This is a genomic window from Hoylesella oralis ATCC 33269 (genome assembly GCF_000185145.2).
In the GTDB taxonomy this organism is placed as follows: domain Bacteria; phylum Bacteroidota; class Bacteroidia; order Bacteroidales; family Bacteroidaceae; genus Prevotella; species Prevotella phocaeensis.
This window is the reverse complement of record NZ_GL833119.1, coordinates 41,964-62,181: the sequence shown is the minus strand read 5'-3', so window position 1 is coordinate 62,181 and position 20,218 is coordinate 41,964. Positions and strand designations below refer to the sequence as shown.

15 protein-coding genes are annotated in these 20,218 nt (G+C 48.5%); 7 read left to right on the top strand and 8 right to left on the bottom strand.

Annotated features, from left to right (window positions below):
- The first annotated feature begins 35 nt into the window (after positions 1-35).
- Positions 36-599: a 2-C-methyl-D-erythritol 2,4-cyclodiphosphate synthase gene (gene ispF, locus HMPREF0663_RS03045; RefSeq protein WP_004368692.1), complete on the top strand. Its 564-nt coding sequence runs from the start codon at positions 36-38 to the stop codon at positions 597-599.
- A 218-nt stretch (positions 600-817) separates the two neighbouring features.
- Here ispF and HMPREF0663_RS03040 read toward each other — a convergent pair whose 3' ends face one another.
- The 4 genes from HMPREF0663_RS03040 to HMPREF0663_RS03025 form a co-directional block, all read right to left on the bottom strand.
- Positions 818-1,765: a M23 family metallopeptidase gene (locus HMPREF0663_RS03040; RefSeq protein WP_016665341.1), complete on the bottom strand. Its 948-nt coding sequence runs from the start codon at positions 1,763-1,765 to the stop codon at positions 818-820.
- A 301-nt stretch (positions 1,766-2,066) separates the two neighbouring features.
- Positions 2,067-4,169: an ATP-dependent DNA helicase RecG gene (recG, locus tag HMPREF0663_RS03035; RefSeq protein WP_004368690.1), complete on the bottom strand. Its 2,103-nt coding sequence runs from the start codon at positions 4,167-4,169 to the stop codon at positions 2,067-2,069.
- A 203-nt stretch (positions 4,170-4,372) separates the two neighbouring features.
- The gene (locus HMPREF0663_RS03030; protein WP_004368689.1) at positions 4,373-5,038 is read right to left on the bottom strand and encodes a 2-C-methyl-D-erythritol 4-phosphate cytidylyltransferase; all 666 of its coding nucleotides are present in this window, start codon (positions 5,036-5,038) and stop codon (positions 4,373-4,375) included.
- Between the two features lie 112 nt (positions 5,039-5,150).
- A complete protein-coding gene (locus HMPREF0663_RS03025; RefSeq protein WP_004368688.1) occupies positions 5,151-5,720 on the bottom strand; it encodes a DJ-1 family glyoxalase III in 570 nt (189 codons plus the stop codon).
- Positions 5,721-5,822: 102 nt separating this feature from the next.
- Here HMPREF0663_RS03025 and HMPREF0663_RS03020 point away from each other — a divergent pair, with 102 nt between their 5' ends.
- The 6 genes from HMPREF0663_RS03020 to HMPREF0663_RS02995 all read left to right on the top strand — a co-directional run bounded on the left by HMPREF0663_RS03020 (position 5,823) and on the right by HMPREF0663_RS02995 (position 13,126).
- The gene (locus HMPREF0663_RS03020; RefSeq protein ID WP_004368687.1) at positions 5,823-6,710 is read left to right on the top strand and encodes an NAD kinase; all 888 of its coding nucleotides are present in this window, start codon (positions 5,823-5,825) and stop codon (positions 6,708-6,710) included.
- A 1-nt stretch (position 6,711) separates the two neighbouring features.
- Complete coding sequence (locus HMPREF0663_RS03015) at positions 6,712-8,385, top strand: ABC transporter ATP-binding protein (protein ID WP_004368686.1); 1,674 nt, start codon at positions 6,712-6,714, stop codon at positions 8,383-8,385.
- 138 nt (positions 8,386-8,523) lie between these two features.
- On the top strand, positions 8,524-9,243 hold the full coding sequence (locus HMPREF0663_RS03010; protein ID WP_004368685.1) for an ABC transporter ATP-binding protein: 720 nt from the start codon (positions 8,524-8,526) through the stop codon (positions 9,241-9,243).
- A gap of 20 nt (positions 9,244-9,263) precedes the next feature.
- Positions 9,264-10,523 carry an ABC transporter permease gene (locus tag HMPREF0663_RS03005; RefSeq protein WP_004368684.1) on the top strand — a complete coding sequence of 420 codons (1,260 nt, stop codon included), beginning with the start codon at positions 9,264-9,266 and terminating at the stop codon, positions 10,521-10,523.
- A 60-nt stretch (positions 10,524-10,583) separates the two neighbouring features.
- Complete coding sequence (locus HMPREF0663_RS03000; protein WP_004368683.1) at positions 10,584-11,834, top strand: ABC transporter permease; 1,251 nt, start codon at positions 10,584-10,586, stop codon at positions 11,832-11,834.
- 173 nt (positions 11,835-12,007) lie between these two features.
- Positions 12,008-13,126 (top strand): efflux RND transporter periplasmic adaptor subunit, encoded by a 1,119-nt coding sequence (locus HMPREF0663_RS02995; RefSeq protein ID WP_036875591.1) that lies wholly within the window; start codon positions 12,008-12,010, stop codon positions 13,124-13,126.
- A 249-nt stretch (positions 13,127-13,375) separates the two neighbouring features.
- Here the strand turns inward: HMPREF0663_RS02995 and HMPREF0663_RS02990 are convergent, their stop codons facing one another.
- The 4 genes from HMPREF0663_RS02990 to HMPREF0663_RS02975 form a co-directional block, all read right to left on the bottom strand.
- Positions 13,376-14,635 (bottom strand): glycosyl hydrolase 53 family protein, encoded by a 1,260-nt coding sequence (locus HMPREF0663_RS02990; RefSeq protein ID WP_004368681.1) that lies wholly within the window; start codon positions 14,633-14,635, stop codon positions 13,376-13,378.
- A 537-nt stretch (positions 14,636-15,172) separates the two neighbouring features.
- The gene (locus HMPREF0663_RS02985; RefSeq protein ID WP_004368680.1) at positions 15,173-17,170 is read right to left on the bottom strand and encodes an alpha-amylase family glycosyl hydrolase; all 1,998 of its coding nucleotides are present in this window, start codon (positions 17,168-17,170) and stop codon (positions 15,173-15,175) included.
- A gap of 102 nt (positions 17,171-17,272) precedes the next feature.
- Positions 17,273-18,652, bottom strand: coding sequence for a glycoside hydrolase family 53 protein (locus HMPREF0663_RS02980; RefSeq protein WP_004368679.1), 1,380 nt, complete (start codon positions 18,650-18,652; stop codon positions 17,273-17,275).
- A gap of 104 nt (positions 18,653-18,756) precedes the next feature.
- The gene (locus HMPREF0663_RS02975) at positions 18,757-20,205 is read right to left on the bottom strand and encodes an Outer membrane protein SusF domain-containing protein (protein ID WP_004368678.1); all 1,449 of its coding nucleotides are present in this window, start codon (positions 20,203-20,205) and stop codon (positions 18,757-18,759) included.
- Positions 20,206-20,218: the final 13 nt, after the last annotated feature.

The following is a 20,218-nucleotide window of genomic DNA, read 5'->3' as shown; positions in this document are numbered from 1 at the left end:
ATATTTATTTTCTAATTTTTATTTGCATTTAAACTATGGATTGCAATCGAAAAATGGGTACAGACGCTGAAAACAAGACAGCTTTAAATACAGCCAATTCGTTTCAAAACAGTCTGAAACCGGTTTTCAGATGCGGTTTCGGTTACGATGTTCACCGCCTTGCGCCCGGACGGGCACTGTGGCTGGGCGGCATAAAGATACAGCATGAGTTCGGTTTATTGGGACACAGCGATGCTGATGTGCTCATCCATGCCATCTGCGATGCCCTTTTGGGGGCGGCAAACATGCGCGATATAGGTTATCACTTCCCCGATACGTCGGCCGAAACACTCGATATAGACAGTAAAGTTATCCTGCGGAAGACCATCGAACTGATTGCCACTAAGGGCTATCGGTTAGGAAATATAGATGCGACCGTATGCGCCGAGCACCCTAAAATTAATCCCTACATCCCCGCCATGCAGAAGTGTATGGCCGAAATCATAGGTATCGATGAAGATAATATATCCATCAAGGCCACTACTTCGGAACACATGGGTTTCGTAGGGCGTGAAGAAGGCATGGCTGCTTATGCCACCGTACTGATAGAGCGCTATTGAAGAAAGACTTTCTCCTGCTTCTCCAAGGGAGAGAAATGTCTCACGGAAGAAAGCTTAGCATACGGTATGGCGGTCTCCTTTAGCCGCTTTGAAAGGAAAAAAGAAATAATTTGAGATAAACAACCAGATAAACTACCGCTATTAGGTATATGACTTATACCTAATAGACAAGTATTCTCGCAAGCATATTTGTATTGTTTATCTAAGAACTGTTGCTGTTATGAGTATCTTAAGATTTGTCCCGGACGTACACGCATGGTCTTTGTAATATGGTTGAGTTTACAAAGCGTTTCTACAGTTACGCCTCTCTTTTGGGCTATAGATGTCAGTGTATCTCCTGCAGAAACCTTGTGATAGAGACGTTCTCCATCATCGTTCGTGCCCTTGTTGTCATTCTTGGCGAACTCGCCTTTTACTTCTTCCCGACTATAACTGCCGTTGTCGATCTTTCCGCGTATACGGGTAGCTTCGGCAGACTCACGATCATAAGTACGTTTATTGAATATGTAATAGTCGCCGGTTACGTCTTGAGCACGGAAATCGAACATTAATGCCGGGTTTAGAGCTACGCCACAAAGGCGTGTTTCGAAGTGTAAATGCGAGCCAGTGCTCCGTCCGGTGTTGCCACCAAGGCCAATTACCTCTCCTGCACGGACTTCTTGGTTCTCTTCAACTAATTGCTTGGACAGATGTCCATATATTGTTTCGAGCCCATTCGGGTGACGTATCACGATGTATTTGCCGTATCCGCCGCCTTCATAGCGCACAATTCGGACTTTACCGCTAAAGGCGGCACGGATAGAATCACCAATGTAGACCTTTATATCGAGCCCTTTGTGCTGACGCCCCCAACGATGACCGAAATTACTTGTAATTACACGGCTGGGAGTTGGCATACAGAAGTGGCGTAGGTTTATCTTGAAAGAGTCTGGAAGTGCCGTTGCACGATGTGCATACTTATTGTCCCAGCCATCATAAAGGTCGGCTGCCGGCGATATGTTATTTTCACGTTCGATTATCTTCTTCAATACAAGTGTATCAACTGCCTTCATTTTTCGGTCTACAGGGGCTTGTCGTGCCAATAGGTCCTGCGCAGTCGTTGGCTGTGAGGCTAAAACAAAAGAAACAGATAATGCAAATGTCTTAAATATTTTCTTCAAATTCATTGCCATTTTAGGTTTAGGTCTCTGTGGAAATAAGTATTTTTATTCCTTCTGAAAGGATCGTTGAATGATACAAGAATTCATCGATTTTTCATAAAGACTTCGCAAAGATAACGAAAAAAATGTAGAAATGTTACGCTATTAACAGTTTTTATCGGGTGTTTAACACATTGCTTATTTCCGTTCCTTTGTCTTTATATGGTGGTTTTATAGGCGATCTGCCATATTTTTATAAATAGTACAATAAAGATAAATTAACGATTTTTCGACTGCAAATAGTGAAGAAATTCATGATATACATACGTTAACTGATGGCTGCCCAGTTGATATTCGTCTTACGCAAGTTGCGCAGACGGCTCCAAAGCAAGGTATATTCCGGTTTTTCACATAGCGGATCGTTGTCGATGATCTTCTGTGCTTCGTCGCGAGCCAGTTGGATTAGCTGTCCGTCACGTGCTATATTGGCGATTTTGAGGTCGAATGCAACGCCGCTCTGTTGCGTTCCTTCGAGGTCGCCCGGCCCACGTAACTTCAGATCAGCCTCCGAAATGCGGAAGCCGTCGTTGGTTTCGCACATGATATCTATACGCTTTTGCGTTTCTTCCGTCAGCTTGTAAGTGGTCACGAGGATGCAGTAACTCTGGTCGGCACCACGACCTACGCGCCCTCGAAGCTGATGTAGCTGCGACAACCCGAACCTCTGCGCATCGAGAATAACCATCACGGAGGCGTTAGGCACGTTAACTCCCACTTCTATTACCGTAGTCGAAACCAGTATTTGTGTCTCCCCGTTAACGAAGCGTTGCATTTCCGTCTCCTTTTCTGCCGGTTTCATTTGCCCGTGCACCTTACTCATACGGTAATTAGGGAATGCTTCTTTCAGCGTTTCAAAGCCGTCTTCAAGGTTTTTCAAGTCTATTTTTTCGCTTTCTTTGATAAGCGGAAACACGATATACACCTGTCTTCCCTGTTCTATCTGCTGTCTGATGCCCTGATAGAGGCTCGTCATTTGAGTGTCGAGCTTATGAATTGTCTGTATCGGTTTGCGCCCGGGAGGCAGCTCGTCTATCACGCTTACGTCGAGATCTCCGTAGATGGTCATGGCCAAGGTGCGCGGTATGGGGGTGGCGGTCATTACCAATATGTGGGGCGGGTTCTTGCTTTTCGCCCACAATTTGGCACGTTGTTCCACGCCGAAGCGGTGTTGTTCGTCGACTACAGCTAATCCCAACCGCGCGAATTGCACGTTTTCTTCGATAATGGCATGCGTTCCTACCAATATATCCACCTCGCCTGCGGCCAGCGCATCGAGTATATGCCGGCGTTTCTTTCCTTTCACGATGCCCGTAAGCAGTTCCACTCGTATGCTCATAGCACCGAGGAAAGCCCGCAAGGTAGCCAGATGTTGCTCGGCAAGTATTTCGGTCGGCGCCATGATGCATGCCTGAAAGCCGTTGTCGATGGCAATGAGCATCGACATAAGCGCCACGAATGTCTTTCCCGAACCGACATCTCCCTGCAACAAACGGTTCATCTGTCGTCCCGAACCCATATCGGCGCGTATCTCATGCATTACGCGTTTCTGTGCATTTGTCAGTGCAAAAGGCAGATGGTTATGGAAGAAATCGTTGAATTGCATACCGACACGGCCGAATACATAGCCACGGTATTTGCGTCGTCGGTCGTTCGCGTAGCGCAATATGTTGAGTTGAACATAAAAAAGTTCTTCGAATTTCAGCCGTACCTGTGCCCGCTGCATCTCGTCGAGGTTCTTGGGATAATGGATACCTCGCAGAGCTTCGAACCGCGAAACAAGGTGATGAGGCCCCGTGATGAAAGGTGGAAGCGTTTCGGGCAGGGCATCCTGCGTAAGTTTCTCTACCAAAGTCTTGGTGAGTTTCTCTATGCCACGCGACTGAAGTCCCGCCTTTTTCATCTTTTCAGTGGTCATGTAATAGGGCTGCATGCCCATCGAGGAGAGTTGCACCTCGGCAGCACGGTCGATATCCGGATGGGCGAACCGGTATCTGCCGTTATAAATGCCGGGTTTTCCGAATACGATGTACTCTTCGCCCACCTTATAATTCTTATATACATACTGCGTGCCTTGAAACCAAACAAGGTCGCAAACGCCCGTACCATCGCTGAAGTGGGCTACTATGCGCTTCTTTCGTGCACTCACAGCATATTCTTCAAAGCTCAATATGCGCCCTTTTATCTGCACAAAAGGCATGTCACCCGTAAGATCGGCAATGCGGTAAACCTTGCTACGATCCACATATTTATAAGGATAATACTCCAACAAGTCGCGCCAAGTGCGGATATCGAGCTCCTTGTTCAATATCGCCTGCCGTTTCGGGCCCACGCCCTGAAGGTATTGTATGTCTTGGTCGAGAATGTTGAGCATAATTGAAACTTCTCTCAATCCCTCCGAAGAAAGAGAGTATTGTTGCTTGTCGTTTTTTTACTATATTATAATAATGCGTAATATGCTTTTTAATCTATTACGGTTTTTCTCCTGTTTAAGTAAAATAGGATGTGTTCTTGGCAGCGTTGCTTCTCCATGCTTTGCCTATATATTTACTTTTTTTCGGAAGAGGAGGAGAGAGGTCAGCCCATCGCTTCAGCGATTTTCATGTCGAAAGGCGTCGTAATTTTTATGTTCTCGCGGTTGCCTTCCACCATTGCCACTTGGCAACCGAGGGCTTCCACCACCGAGGCGTCGTCGGTAAACGACTCACGGAAGGGCTGTAGATAGGCACGTTTGAGCAGTTGTATGTCGAAAGTCTGGGGCGTCTGTACAATCCTATAATCGTTGCGCAACACGTTTTTGCCCCCTCCGTGTGCGTCTATGTAACGCAAGGTGTCGGTTACGGGCAGCACAGGAATGGCAGCATACTCGTCTCTTGCCGTCTCGTAACAGTTGCAGATGACGCTTTGGCTCACAAAGGGCCTCACTCCGTCGTGAATGCCCGCCACGCCTTCCTCGTCGTCGGGGATGAGAGAAAGCCCGTTTTTCGACGATTCGAAGCGCGTGTCTCCGCCGTCTGCAATCGCGTGTTCGATGGTAAAACCGTATTCTCGGCACAGTCTGCGCCAATAATCTTGCTGCGATGGCGGCAATACCAAGATGATGTTCAGCTCGTCGCTGTAGGCTCTGAAACGCTCGATAGTGCGCATCAGTATCGGTTTTCCGCCGATGCAGAGGAATTGTTTGGGCGTTTCGCCGCCCATGCGCAGCCCTTTTCCGCCGGCCACGATGATGACGTAATCCATGAATTGTAAATGGTTGAATATGAAACAGATGTCAACTGCCCCAGACAGATAGGCAATCTAAGCGCCTTAGAATACCTGTCTAAGGCTTTTAGATAATACATCTGCCTGCGACTCATTCTTCGCCTGTCAGATGTAGGTACATCATATCGCGTTGCAATTGGCGCACCTTGTCCTCATCAACAAAGAATGAAAGAACCTTATATGCATAAGGTAACGTGGCTGCAGGGCCTTCTCCGGTGATGATATTGCCGTCTGTAGTGAAGAGATCGTGCGTATATTCCGCCCCTTTCATGTACTTTTCGAAGCCCGGATAGCATGTTGCTTTGCGCCCGTGCAATAGTCCTAAGCTCCCCAGAACCATAGGTGCGGCACATATAGCGCCTATGCGTTTGCCTTTGTTGTTCTGTTCGCGGAGCGCACGGCACACGCCTTCGTGCGCCAGAAGGTTGGTAGCGCCGGGCATTCCGCCCGGTAGAAGCAGCATGTCTGCATCGTCGAAGCTGCTTATGTCTTCGAACTTCAGGTCGGCTTTTACCGTTACGTGGTGTGAAGTTTCTACAAATTCGGAGCCTGTAACGCTCACCGTCTTTATCTCTATGCCCCCTCTGCGGAGGATATCCACCGGTGCCAATCCTTCTATTTCCTCGAAGCCGTTGGCAAGAAATTCATAAACTTTAGCCATAGTATAATTGTTTTGTCTATTTGCAAAGATAATTAATCTTTTCAATATACTGCTATTTTCGCAATTAAATAGTATCTTTGCAACTATATAATATATGGTATTATGGTATCACGAAAGCTAAAGTTCGCCATTTTCGGCAACGAATATCAGTCTAAGAAATCGGTTTCGGTGCAGAAGATATTCTCTCTGTTGGCCGAAGAGGGAGGAGAAATCTACATCGACCGTCCGTTTTACGACTATCTTTCCAATGTGCAAGGCATGGAAGTGAAGGCTTCCGGCGTGTTCGAAGGCTATAACTTCGATGTGGATTATGTGGTTTCGTTGGGCGGAGACGGCACTTTTCTGCGGGCAGCAAGCCGTGTCGGGGCCAAAGAAACGCCCATTCTCGGCATCAATATGGGGCGTCTGGGCTTCCTTGCCGATGTACTTCCCAGCGAAATAGAGGGTGCCATCGACGGTATTTTCAAAGGGCAATTCCAAATAGAGAAGCATAGCGTTATCCGGATAGAGGCCGAGGGAGAGCCCATAGAAGGGTGTCCTTACGCGCTCAACGATATTGCCGTGCTCAAACGGGATAACGCTTCGATGATTTCCATCCGCGTGTGTATCGACGGCGAATATCTGGTTACTTATCAGGCAGACGGCCTTATTGTGTCTACACCCACGGGAAGTACCGCTTACGGATTGTCGAACGGCGGGCCTATCATGGTGCCCCAGTCGGACATTCTGTGCCTTACGCCGGTGGCGCCCCATAGTCTTAACATCCGTCCGATCGTCATCAACGACAAGTCGGTGATTACTCTGACGGTGGAAGCCCGTTCGCATAACTTCCTCGCAGCCATCGACGGACGGTCGGAGAAGTTGCTCGAAGGCACGAAAGTAACCATCCGCCGTGCCCCTTACGAGGTCAATATAATTAAGCGACTTAACCAAAGATACTTCTCCACATTGCGCGAAAAGATGATGTGGGGAGCCGATACGAGAGAATAGAATGCACTTGAGAAATCTGCTGAAAATACCGCCATCGAAGTATAAGGTCAAGGTAATTCTGAAATGGTTGTGGGTTTCGTGGCGCGGAAATCGCCTGCAAGCCGTGCTCAATGCCACTGTAGGCGTGCTGCAGGTGGTGGTTTCGTTGGGACAGGTGTGGGCGGTGAAGCGTGCTATCGATATTGCCTCGGGTACCGTCGAGGGCTCTATATATTGGTCGGTTGGCGTAATCGGCATGTTTTATCTGTGCGATTTCGCGCTCAGCATATCATCTGTGTGGATACGAAACATTCTTGGTATCCGCGCCCAGAACCGCATGCAGCAGCGTATGCTCGACCGTTTGCTGCGCTCGGAGTGGCACGGACGGGAGCTACACCATTCGGGTGATGTGCTTAATCGCTTGGAGTTCGACGTGAACACGGTGGTAAATTTCCTGACAGAAACCGTTCCAAACACGCTCAGCGTGCTGGCTTTGTTCTTCGGAGCGTTCTTCTATCTGTTCTCTATGGACAAGGTGTTGGCGTTCGTTACCGTGGCTATCATCCCCGTATTTGTGTCTGTCAGCAAAATATATGTGGGACAAATGCGACGGTTGACGCGTAAAGTGCGCGATTCCGACTCGAAAGTGCAGAGTGTATTGCAGGAAACCATACAGAACCGCATGCTTATAAAGACGCTCGAAAGCGATGACATTATGGTCGGACGCTTGGAAAACACGCAGAACGAGTTGCGTCAAAACGTAGTAAAACGCACTGTGTTCAGCGTATTTTCTAATCTTATCCTTAATTTCGGTTTCGTGTTGGGCTATCTCATCGCCTTTCTGTGGGCGGCATTGCGCATGTCTTCGCATACTCTTTCGTTCGGTGGTATGACCGCTTTCCTACAGTTAGTAGGCCGAATACAGTCACCTGCACGCAATTTAGTTAAGCTCGTGCCCGCTTTTGTAGGTGTTTTTACGGCGGCAGAACGCCTTATGGAACTCGAAGAAAACCCGCTTGAAGAGCAGGGAGAGCCCATTGAACTGGCTCCGCCGTGCGGTATAAGGTTGAAAGATGTATCGTATACCTACGACGAAACGGATGGTAATGTGATCGATCACTTGAGTTTCGACTTCACGCCCGGCTCTTGTACGGCGATACTTGGTGAAACCGGTTCGGGTAAAACTACGCTGGTGCGCCTGATCCTTGCCCTTCTGCGGCCGCAAGAGGGGCAGGTCGAGATATATAACGACCACGAAAGCAGGGAGTTATCGTCGCTCTTGCGATGCAACTTCGTATATGTACCGCAGGGAAATACGCTGATGAGCGGCACCATACGCGACAACTTACGGCTCGGCAAGCTCAATGCAACGCCCGAAGAAATAGAAATGGCGCTTGAAAAGGCATGTGCCGATTTTGTTTACAGCCTGCCCGACGGGCTCGATACCGTATGTTCGGAGTCGGGAGGTGGACTAAGTGAGGGCCAAGCACAGCGAATTAGCATCGCAAGAGCATTGCTTCGCGACCGTAGTATCATGCTCTTCGACGAGGCGACCAGTGCTCTCGATCCCGATACGGAGCGGCAGTTACTCCGAAATATCTTGGAAAATCACGACAAAACCATCTTGTTTATTACCCACAGACCGGCCGTGGTAGACTATTGCGACCGTACTTTAAGGATAGAAAGAACAACATAAGCGCCACGTACAATATAGGAATAGAGAACTAAGGAATAGTGAATAACGGAGATAGATGTATGGTTTTTTCTTATTATTTTATCGGTTTATCTGCAACTTTCCTGCGGTATTCCTCGTCTAACATTCAAAACTTTGCGAATGATACACTTAAAAGATATCAACAAAACCTACTTCGGAGCGCAGCCGCTGCATGTGCTTAAAGGCATTAACCTCGATATAGATGAGGGTGAATTCGTATCTATCATGGGAGCATCCGGTTCAGGTAAGTCCACCTTATTAAATATATTAGGCATTCTCGACAACTATGATAGTGGGGAATATACGTTGGGTGGCACGCTTATCAAGGATTTGAGCGAGACGCGGGCCGCCGAATATCGCAATCGCATGATAGGTTTTATCTTCCAAAGTTTTAATCTTATCGGCTTCAAAACGGCGGTGGAGAATGTGGAGTTGCCCCTTTTTTATCAGGGAGTTGGGCGTCGCAAGCGCCATCAGCTGGCGATGGATTACCTCGACAAGCTCGGTTTAGCGCAATGGGCAGAGCATTATCCCAACGAAATGTCGGGCGGACAAAAGCAGCGCGTGGCCATTGCACGGGCATTGATTACGCGTCCTCAGATTATTTTAGCCGATGAACCGACCGGCGCTTTAGACTCTAAAACGAGCGTAGAAGTGATGGAGTTGCTCAAAAAACTCAACGAAGACGAGCGCATGACGATCGTTTTAGTGACGCATGAGAGCGGGGTTGCCAACGAAACCAATAAGATTATCCACATCAAGGACGGACTGATAGGCAAGATAGATAAGAATACGGAGCACAATTCTTCGCCTTTCGGTGTCAACGGATACATGAAATAGCAGTTAATCATCTAACGAATATGCGCGATATCATCACCGAAATATGGTCTACTACCAAGCGTAATAAGCTGCGAACCGCACTGACCGGTTTTGCTGTAGCATGGGGAATATTCATGTTGATATTCCTGCTTGGCGCGGGAAACGGACTTATCAACGCCGTAGAACAGAACTCCGGTCGCTTCTTGGATAACTCCATGATGATAGGAGGGGGACAGACTTCCAAGGCTTATCAAGGACTGAAGGAGGGACGTCCCATAGACTTGAACGACAAAGACCTGCATACCACCGATAGCAGGTTTTCGGAAAACATTATCGAGATGGGCGCAGAAATAAGTCAAGGAAACGTAACTGTTTCCAATGGAGAGAATTATGTTAGCGGTACATTAAACGGAGTATACCCCAATGAGGCCGAAATAAACAAGATGGAGATGCTCTATGGCCGCTTCATCAATTCTTTCGATAACGAAAAATCGCGTAAGGTATTGGTTATAAGCGATGACCATGCCAAGGAACTACAGCCCCGCAATATCGCTTCTTTGATAGGTAAACACGTGAAATTGGGTGATCTTTCTTTCCAAATCATCGGCATTTACAAGAACGATCAAAGCGGAATGAACATGGATTTTTATTCGCCTTTTACCACTGTGCGCACCATCTATGGGCGCGGGGATAAGGCTGATAACATCATATTTTCCTTTAAAGGGCTGAAAACAGAGCAAGATAACGAGGCTTTCGAGAAGAAGTATCGCGCCCATATCAATGCTAATCACAGCGCAGCCCCCGATGACGAGAACGCTATCTGGATATGGAATCGCTTTACGCAGGCCATGCAGATGAATACGGGTATGGGCATCATCCGCACTGCCTTGTGGATTATCGGTATCTTTACATTGCTTAGCGGTATTGTAGGCGTGTCGAATATCATGCTTATTACCGTGAAGGAGCGCACACGGGAGTTCGGTATTCGCAAGGCAATCGGCGCAAAACCGCGTTCAATTCTGCGGTTGATCATCATCGAGAGTATCATCATCACCACGTTCTTCGGCTATATAGGCATGGTTCTCGGCGTTGCTGTAAACCAATATATGGATGTTACGAGCGGAAACATGCAGGTAGATGTCGGCCCGTTCAAGGCGGCTATGTTCGTTAATCCTACCGTCGGACTGAATGTGTGTATAGAGGCAACGGTCGTAATGGTGCTTGCCGGAACTATTGCCGGCTTCATTCCGGCGCGAAAGGCCGCCCATATCCGACCGATAGAAGCCCTGCGTGCGGAGTGAAAAATCATGATTTGTAATTCATAACCCAAAATTCGAGATACGATATTTCTGCAAGATAAGATGCGTTTCAGAATAGATTTAGATACATATAAGGAGATACTCGACACGCTAACCCGCAATAAGAGCCGGTCGTTTCTTACGGGGTTCGGCGTTTTCTGGGGCGTGTTTATGCTCGTAGCTCTGATGGGTGGCGGCAACGGAATGAAGGAGTTGCTGTCTAAGAACTTCGAAGGATTTGCCACGAACTCGGCAATCATCTACGTAGAACCCACCACCAAAGCCTATCAGGGGTATCGTAAGGGGCGCCAATGGAACATGGTTTATAAAGATGTAGAGCGCTTGAAAGCACAGGTTCCCGAACTTGACGTGGTGTCGCCCGTACTCTCTATTTGGAACGGCAGTGCCGTTTTCGGCGACAAGAAGGCTTCCTGTTCGGTCAAGGGCCTGCTTCCGGATTACGTAAAGGTAGAAACTCCCAAGCTTTTCTACGGCAGATACCTTAACGAAACCGACGTGCAGCAGCGCCGAAAAGTCTGTGTAATCGGCAAAAAGATATACAAGACGCTCTTCCCCGGCGGCGGAGATCCGTGCGGAAAGCTCATTAGAATAGACTCGATATATTATAATATTGTTGGTGTAGATTATAACAGCGGCAATATGAATGTTAATGGAAGGGCGGAAGAAAGCGTGGTCATGCCGATTACCCTCATGCAGCAGGCCTACAATATGGGCGACCGAGTGTTCTTGATCTGCGTAACCGGCAAGCCCGGAGTAACCATGAGCAGCATTGCACAGCGCATGCGAGAGGTGATAGCCCGTGCGCATACTGTCGATCCTACCGATGAGAAATCTATTACGGTGTTCAATTCAGAGGTGATGTTTGGTATGGTGGATAGTCTTTTCTCGGGCGTGAACTTCCTGATTTGGCTTGTTGGAATAGGCACATTGCTTGCAGGTGCCATCGGTGTATCCAACATTATGATGGTTACTGTGCGCGAACGAACGACCGAAATCGGTATCCGTCGTGCTATCGGAGCCACGCCCCGTAACATCTTGAGCCAGATTATAACCGAGAGTATCATACTGACCGGCGTCGCCGGAATGAGCGGAATACTCTTTTCGGTGATAATCTTGCAGTTCTTGGAGGTAGCCAATACCACCGACGGCATACTCTCTGCCCACTTCCAAGTGTCGTTTTGGGCGGCGGTGGGCGCCGTAGTTATGTTGAGCATCCTCGGCGTTCTCGCCGGATTGGCACCCGCCTTGCGGGCCATGAGTATAAAGCCCGTAGACGCAATGAGGGACGAATAGACCGGACGACTCCTTTCTGTTTCCCTTTTGTAGAGGGAGAACAGATTGTGAAGAATGGGCATGAAACAGAATGTGAATGAAAGAATATTAATAACAAACGAAGAATGTGCCGTTAAAAAAGCGTGAACCCCGCGGGGCACTTCCCTCTTTACGAGGGAGTTGGGGAGGTCATTATGAAAAAATACATCAAGTTTATTGTTGCAGGCATCATCCTGTTTATTTTCATCGGAACGTTCATTTTCCTTTGGACCAAGTCGCAACCGCAGCCGGTAGTCTATGATGAATTTACGCCTAAAGTGACGGATATCAAGAAGACAACGGTAGTAACAGGAAAGATAGAGCCCCGCAACGAGGTGAACGTAAAGCCGCAGATTTCGGGTATCATTACTCAAATCATGAAAGAGGCAGGCGAGATGGTGCAGGCAGGCGAAATCATTGCCAAGGTTAAAGTGGTGCCCGACATGAACCAGTTGAGCAATGCGCAGGCCCGTGTGCGCCTTGCCGACATTAACATGAAGCAGGCCAAGGTCGACTACGAGCGCGAGAAAACGCTCTTCGACAAGGGACTTGTGGCTGCCGATGAGTACGACAAAATCCGCCAGACATACCGACAGGCGCGCGAAGAAGTAACGGCTGCCAAAGATAACTTGGAGGTAGTGCGCGACGGAGTGTCGAGCAGTAATGCCAATACCAGCAGCACGCTGATCCGTTCGACCATCAGCGGACTGATCCTCGATGTGCCGGTGAAAGTAGGAAACACCGTTATCTTGAGCAACACTTTCAACGACGGAACTACCATAGCTACCGTGGCTAACATGGGTGATTTGATATTTCGCGGGAATATAGACGAGACCGAAGTGGGAAAACTCGTTGCCGGAATGCCCATGAAAATAATCATCGGCGCCATGCAAGATACCCGATTGGAGGCCCGTCTTGAATATGTTTCGCCAAAAGCAGTAGAGAGCAACGGCGCCAACCAGTTCGAAATAAAGGCTGCCATACATGGTGTAAAAGGAACAAAGATACGAAGTGGCTACAGTGCAAACGCAGAAATCGTGCTTGCCAGCGCCACTCATGTGCTCACGGTGCCCGAAAGTGCTATCGAATTCAGCGGAAACGATACCTACGTTTATATTGTGAAAGGCTCCGGAGAGAACAAAACATACGAACGCCGCAAGGTGGTTACGGGGCTTAGCGACGGCATCAATATAGAGATAAAGAGCGGTCTGACGACGAAAGACAAGGTGCGCGGGCCGAAAGTAATCAAGGAAGATACCTCGGAGAATAACTAAATTTCCGTGTTACATATTCTCATTTCTCCCGTTTAAAAGAGGAGGCGGGGAGGAATAATATCGTTTAAAACAGCGTAATGAAACAGACTTGATGCAGGCGGATTGGCCGTTTCGCAGTCGGAAGTTTATTTTATTACGCTGTTTTTGTGCCGTTTCGTTACGGGCAGACATGCTGTTTCTGCCCGACGGAAACTGTTTGCAGCGTTTCTTTTCACGGCAGATTTTACAGGAACAGGCGGCAGCTTTTCGTCATTTTGTTACGATCTTTTTGCCGCGATGTATGTAGATACCCCTCTGTGTGGGTGTTGCCGTCTTTACTCCGCCGATGGTGTACCAACAGTCGTCGGTTGTCTTTTCTTTGTTCTTTATGGTGGCAATACCCGTTGAAGCATCCAAAAACCGTTTCATTTCATAGAAGGCAGAGGTGGCACGCCCCGTCTCATTGTCGAACAGAGGAGCATTATACCAGTTCGTTGTTACCTGTGCAGCGCCCGTATGAGCGTATTCGTTGGCCTCGAACCACCACCAGAAAAGGCCTGTTACAGCCTTGTGTTTGTTGAGCATCGTTATCATGTCGCGGGTAAACTGCCTCTGTCCTGCGTCGGTATAGGGGTAGACGGAGATATAGTCGTAGGTAGTGCCGGGCACAGACCATTTGAGCGGGTAGCCTGTTTCTACAATCATTATCTGTTTTCCTGTAAAGCCGCTCTCTATTGCTGCGACGGCTGTCTCGAGTGCGGCAAGACTGCCGTGGAAATAGGGATAATAGCTCAATCCGATGATATCGTAGTCTGCACCTGCTGCCTGCATATTGTCGTAGAAGTTTTTCAGCACGTCAGTCTGCGCAATCCGTTCGGTATGCAGGATAATCTTGGCCTGCGGACACACTTCGCGGCATGCTTTGGCGGCATTTGCAAGCAATGTTGTGAAGCGTGCCCAATTGCTGTTGCTGCCCATATAGCACCGGTTGGCGGTAGAACCTTCGGCACCCCACAGCATTCCGTAGCTTATTTCGTTGCCCGTTTGTATGAAGTCGGGCTCGGCATCTGCGGCTTTCATCTGTTGCAGAACCTCCTTGGTGTAGTCGTAAATGCGGGTGTATAGGGCCTCATCGCTAAGAGTCAGCCACGCTTTAGGCGTCCATTGTTTGGCCGGATCGGCCCACGTATCGCTGTAATGCAAGTCGAGCATCAGCTTCAGCCCCGCCTCTTTGATGCGCTTGCCGAGCGTTTTCACGTAGGAAAGGTCTTGACATACGCCCTGCCCCTTGTCTGCAGACGAGGCATTGGCAGGATCGACGAAGAGCCTAACCCGCATGGCATTCATTCCTTCTTGCTTGCAGTATTGCAGCAAAGAACCGATGGTGTTGCCGTTACGATCGAGGTATTTCGAGCCGTTTTCCTCGTATTTGGTCAGCAAGGAGATATCGCCGCCCACGTATTTCTGTGCATCCGTGCCCGTTACGCTTAAGAGAAGTAGGCACGACAAGCAGGAAGTTCTGATGTTCATAAAGCTATCTTTTTAAAATAAATACTGTGCAAAGATACCATAAAAACGTGGAATATGCAATGAAAAAGGCTTTCGGCGGCATTCTTTCTTCTCTTATAAAGCGCAGGCAGGTAGGGGATAGGGCGAGTTTCCGTGCGGTATGCAATTCTCTTCCATCCTATCTTTGCTAAGGGGAAGCGTACTGTTTTGCAGTTTTCTTTACAGCATTTTCTCCCCCTACAAGGGGGAGTCAGAGGAGGACTCTCCCTATGTTGTTATGTGCAGGAGCGTGCTCTCCGCTCTTTGCTTATGGTAAGACGGATGTGAACATGCTGCAAGCGACTTTCTTAGATGATATGTCTGAGTGGGATAGACTGCTTGTTTAAGGTGCTTAGATAGGTGGTGTAAGGTTTTCATCTTTCTATCCGTGAGGTGTTTTCTTGTCTCTTTACTTCTTTTACCTTTATTTTTTGAATGGAAAAGCCGCAGCTCTATCGGTGTAGAACTGCGGCTTCTGTTGCTTTCCGCGGCTTTGTTTGTGCAGTGGAAAGTTATGATCTATTTCACGACGATCTTCTTGCCGTTGTGAATATAGATGCCCTTTTGTGTCGGTTGGGTGATGCGTGTGCCGCCCACGGTGTACCAGTTGTTGTCGTTCGTCTTGCCCTTTTCGGCTTGTATATTGCTGATGCCGGTGATGGTGGACGTAACGTTGCTGACGATGTACTTGCCGTTTACGGTGCCTGAAATCTCGTAATAAGTATCTTCGGCTATCGGACCGATGTCGACGGTCTGCATTTGTCCGTTGCCTTTATTGAAGATGATATTGAACGAATAGTTCTTTGCAGGGATGTCGAACGTGTGGCAGTACCATGTCGTTCCGTCGATCTGCTTGGTTTGAATGTCGGTTGCAGTGCCGGGCCATGCACCTAACAGCTGCGTGTTATGGCCGTCGTTCGCCCATGCATAGAAGTAGATACTCGTCCAGTTCGGATCTTTAAGGTAGACGGTTGCCGTGTGCGGCGTGAACGGCTTGATGGTGTAGCTGCGGCTGACGATGCCTTTGACGACGCCGTTGACCAGAAGTCCGACTTTCAGCGTGCAGTCTTCGTTGATGTTGATGGTTGCTCCGGAGGCTGTTTTCGTATCGTTCGGCGTGGGATCATTGCCATTGAGCGTGTAGACGAGTTGTGCGTTTGTTGCGGTAGAAACGGCAGTGAGCTTCACGTTGAAGGCACTTTCGTATTCGCCCGACGCCATGTCTGCCCATGCCGTTTCCGTGCTGTTGGCAAGAAAATACTTATAATGATAGCCCGACAGGATTTGCGTGTAGACCGACGAGTTCGGTGTGAAAGCTGCGGTGTTGCCTACGTATACCAGCAGTTCGCCGTTGGTTCCCACAACACGTTTGGAGTTGTAGCCGGCGGTACTCCTGAAGTTTATAAACGAACTTGTGTTGGTAATACCTGCCAATTTGCGTGCTTCGATCATCGATTTTATTTCCTGTTTGTAGGTCTGCCAGTGCTTCAAGAACACACAGGGCGTGCCCGGCATGGCGATAAGAAAGGCGTTTGCCGCCAACGTATCTTTGAGTATCGGGTCTTGCTGTGCTGAAGAAGAGCGGTATTCCGTGTCGTGGTTTTCAACGAAAGTAATGGCATAACGGCGATAAGTAGCGTTACTCATTACGCTGGGGTTGTCGAGTTTTCGCCAATCATTGCCGTTGATAGCGTCGCGCACTGTATATCTGAAAGCGAAATCGAATGCGCCGCTCTGTATCGTGTTGCCTGTTTTGGTGCCGTCGATCCAGTTCTCGACGACGGAAGGGTTGCCGTCCCAGTACTCTCCGACGGAGAACTCGGTGCCCGAAGCGGCGTTGTAAATTCCCGTATATTGCGGAGCGTAGCCCTTTACCATATCGTAACGGAAGCCTTTGTAGCCAAGGTCGTCGAGCAGATACTTCAGATATGCCTTCACTATGGTCTGCACATTGCTGCTCGAATGGTCGAGGTCGCGGCAGCCGGACCAATCTTCATAGCTCTCCGGATTACCGAGAGTGTAGCCGTTAGCATCGGCCCAATTCTTTGTTTGCCCGCCATCATCGTTCGATGTAATGTCTGTGGAAGTCATCTGATAGGTCGTTCCGTTGTAGGTTTCTTTGGGGAAGTCTACCCATGAACCACCCGTGCCGAGGTTGTTGCGGTGGTTGATGACCACATCGGCAATGATACCGGTGTTCTTCGCCTTAAAGGTTTGGATCATCGAGCGTAGCTGTGTTTCGGTGCCGAACGAGCTGTTTTGGTCGAAATAATATACCGGCATGTAGCCCATGACGTTGCTTGTGGTGTTGCAGTTTCCGCTCTGCGGCACCCATATCAGCGAGAAATATTTTGAGAGTTCATCGGCCTGACCTTCAAGACGAGACCATTGTGTGTCTACGAAAGAGTCCCAGTAGAACCCTTGGAGCATCACGCCTCCGTAATTGGTTGGCCATCCTTGCGCCGCTATGAGCAGCGGAAAAGCCAGACAGAGAAGTAGTGTATTGATACGTTTCATTTTGTTTGTAGGTTTTGATTGTGCCACGAAGTTAATATTATTTTGCGCAATGTTTTGCCTGCTGCGGGCCGATAACCGTAACTTTTGCAGTAAACGATTGCATTAATTCAACTGCATGATGCGGTCTCGGCTTACCTGCAGCACGCCTTTCAGCTTACCGTAATACCTGATGGCGGCATCTATGGTCATGTTTTTGGGCTTGCGTATGGCCACGCCGTTGATGATATTGTAGTCGTAAATGAGTTTGGCACCGCTCTTGCGGATGGCTTTCAGCAACGATTTTTTATCTTTCTTGTCGTTGTAATAGATGATGAGTGTTTCGGCACTGTATTCTTGTACTTTCGGCATCTGTAAGTTGTGTCTGTTACAGCAGACGGAATCGGTGCCGAATTTCTCCAGCTCTTTCATGGCCGGAAGAACCTTTCCCGTGCGGTTATCGAACAGTCCGCGGTTGATCCAACTCTTTATAACGCTGTTGTTGCTGCCGTTTTCTTCGGGAAACCACCATAAAAGTCCCGTTACGTTGGGGTGTTTGTTGAGCTCGGTTACGAGTTCTCGGGCAAACAGGCGTTGCCCTTCGGCGCTGATAGGGTAGAGGTCGGCGTAGTGATTGGCATCCTTTTCCCATACGTCATTGTCGTGTGAGTAGTAGAAAGCGGTCTCTACGATCATGACAGGTTTAGGAAAAGCGGCCTGCAGAGAGTCGAGTACTGTTCCGAGATGCGGTATCGTGCCGTGCCACATGGGATAGTAACTCAGTCCGATGATATCATAATCCACACCGAAACGGGCCATGCGGTCATAGAAGGCTTTGGTGTCGGCCCAGCTCTGTGCATGCTCCGTATGGCTGATGAGCTTGGCCTGCGGACAGATTTCACGGCAAGCACGACTGCCGGCGTTAAGGAGCGATGAGAATACCGCCCAGTTCGTGTCGCTGTCGGGCTTCACTCTGCCCGTGGGCCACAGCATGCCGAAAGTGATTTCGTTACCTACCTGAATGAAATCGGGCTCGATACCGGCATTGCAGAGTGCCTGCAGAGCGTGACGGGTATAGGCATATACTGAGTCTTGAAGTTGTGCGGGGGTTAATCGTTCCCACCGTTTAGGTGTAATCTGTTTGTTAGGATCGGCCCACGTGTCGCTGTAATGGAAGTCGAGCATCAGGTGAAAACCGGCTTCTTTTATCTGTTTTGACAAAGCGATGACGTAAGGGATATCTTGACACACGCCCTCACTCTTGTGCTCGTCGGATGCATTTTGCGGTTCTACGAACAGACGTACACGCATGATGTTCCACCCTTCATCCTTGAAAAGCTGCAGGGCTTCGGTAGGTTTTCCCAGTTCATTGAGGTAGTGGGTGCCCTGTTTTTGATAAGAAGGCAGTAGCGAGATGTCGCCGCCGAGGTAGCGCTGTGCCTGCAAAGAGATGGAGAAAACGATGCCGACAAGCATTGATAATAGTCTTTGAATAAGGTTATTCATGAATTGGTTGCTTATGTTTAAAATTCAGAATAGAGAAAATGAGGGAGAACTTCCGTAGAAATTCTCCCTCGGCATTCTTTAGGTTATTTTTAAGTTACGTAGTCTTATTGATATCTCCCTGTGCCTGTTTTGAAGTTGAGGTAAGCCTTTTGGCCGGCTATTACGTTGACGCGTGCCTGATCATCGCCATTGCCGCGGTAGTCGATTTTACCGTCTGCAGTTACGATGAACTCGGTCTTCCACCAGTCGTAGCCTATGCTGACGCACATACGTACCTCTGCATTTTGAGCAAACTGCGGTGAAACGAACTCTCCGTTCTCTGTTGTGGGAACACTGAACTTATGGCTATCGGCAATAGCCCATTCGCCTGCCGCGTCTCCCATCAGATATACGTCGGGCTTGAGGAACTCTACAGTTTTATTGCTGCCTGCAGTTACCTTTAACAAATACCAACCGGCATTGGCTATCTTGATATTTCCGGTACCTCCGGCACCAGCTCCTGCATTATCGACAATAGTTGCTTCCGTACCGAAATCATCGCCCCATCCGGCTTGCGGAGCAAACTTAATTTCTTCGTTTGCATGAAGATAGATGATTGTCCAGAATACATTTTCGGTACTGTGCACGATGGTAAGCTTTTTCCAATCGGTAGTTGCAGCACCCCAATTGTAGTTGCTGCCTGTTAGATAAAGTTCTGTAGAGTACTTCTCGACCTTGTATATCATGTTTACAGCATCGAGTGTAACTTTCCATTTGCCCTTTCCGGAGATGACGGGAGTCTGCACTGTGTACTTGTCTCCGCTCCAGATAATGAAGTTAGGCGTGGTTTTGTCGCCATTTTCTTGACATCCCATTTGGGCCGAGTTTACCTCATCCCAATCGGTAGCGCTATAATGTGACCTACCATAGAACTTGAACCAGTTATCGCCTTCCTTAGTTGTTTCGACAACAGCCTCATAAATTCCATTACCTTTACTATTCATATTGATGGGCTTGGTCAGTTTCCAAGTCTCTCCGGATACAGTATTCTCTACAAAATCACCCAACATGAAATAGCCGTTAGCGTCTTCTGCAGGTGTGGGATCGGTGGTAAGCGAGCCTGTAGATTCGCCAGTCAGAGCTACAGCATCGCCATTGGCAAGGTTGGCACCGAACTCGGTTACGACCTTGAAATCGTACTTAGTTGTTTTACGGGTACCTGCATTTTTCCAAAGAGCATCATCGAGTGCCGAAGCTGAAACAACGATGTTGTTGCCTACGATGGAACCTTCGATGGTCAAAGTGTCGTTACCTGTGACAATATAGAGCTTACGCAAAGTGTAACCGGTAATATTTTTGTCGGAGGAACTAAAGGTGATGAGCTGCAGCGAATCGTTGTCTACCGGCATTACACTGACTGCATTGGCCCCTTGTGAAACAGTAACGCCATAGGCAGCAGCCGATTTCTCCTGCTGATGAGACTGCGGAGAAGCCCAATCATCGTAATCGCCGTTGCAGCTGGCGAGTATAAATCCCGCCAAAACCGCAAAGCCATATAATATTTGCTTTTTCATAATTGATTATCGT